Genomic DNA, 1,029 nt, shown 5'->3' on the forward strand with positions numbered 1-1,029 from the left:
ACCATATATAGCAGACTTTGTGCACCATTATCTTTACCTAGGATTTTCAAATATCTATATTGGCTTAAACAACAGCAGCGACTCAACGCAATTAATACTAAAAGAAATTTCAAATTATTGTCCTCAGCTTAAGATAATAAACGTAGATGAATTTCAATCACAAGATCTGMAAGCCAAGTCCTATGAAAAATTATGGAATATAGCAAAGGGTAATTCAATGTCCTCATATTGTTTAGTTGTTGATATAGATGAATTTTGGGTAACCCCGCCCTTCCCAGCTCAAGTATCTGATTTCATCCAGCTCAATGAATCTTTTGATGTATTTTCATTTCATTGGGTCAATTGTTTTGGTGGAAGAGAGTTTTCGCCGCCCTTGGCAGGAGATTATTCGGCAGTTCTTGATCCACATGTCAAAAGTATAGTTGCATACTCAGCCAAAGTTCAACTATTACGTTGTMATGCACCAATCTTGACTACAGCAGATAATTCGCTTCCCATCTGCAGAAACTCCCATATGGGTAAATATAATGTGAATATAACAAATGACAAATATGAGCTGCCTGAACGTATAGATTGCACGGGTATTTTAAATGATAACGCTTCCGGATTGGGCGTAATAATGCATAGATACCAAAGATCTGAACTTGAATATGCATATCGGAACTTTAAGTCTACCAGTGCACAATCAAACGCAAATCCCTTTAAGAATAATCGCTGGGGATATAATCGAAATGTCGAGCAAGGCATTGCCCCCCCATACAAATTACTAACCAAGGAAGATATGGATGCACTATTGCCAGCTAATTCTATTCGCGCGTATCATAAATCATTGGATAATTTTAACAATATGTGTGGCATTGAATCTATGTTGCTAAATTCGAAACTCAAAGTGTCTCATCTTAATATAGTTCGCGCAATAAATGAGGTTAGTACCGCAGATCTAGCAGCATTTAAGGATATTTGGTACCAAACTTTTCAAGGAACAAAGTATTTACAGGTTCTCCGTCAGGCAGCCACAAGGCGTGGATT

The 1,029-nt window shown here is 37.3% G+C and carries 1 protein-coding gene; it reads left to right on the top strand.

Annotated features, from left to right (window positions below):
- A partial coding sequence (locus C7K08_RS14485) for a glycosyltransferase family 2 protein (protein WP_133165330.1) occupies positions 1–1,029 on the top strand: 1,029 nt, incomplete at both ends.

Source organism: Synechococcus lacustris str. Tous (genome assembly GCF_003011125.1).
Lineage (GTDB): Bacteria > Cyanobacteriota > Cyanobacteriia > PCC-6307 > Cyanobiaceae > Synechococcus_D > Synechococcus_D lacustris.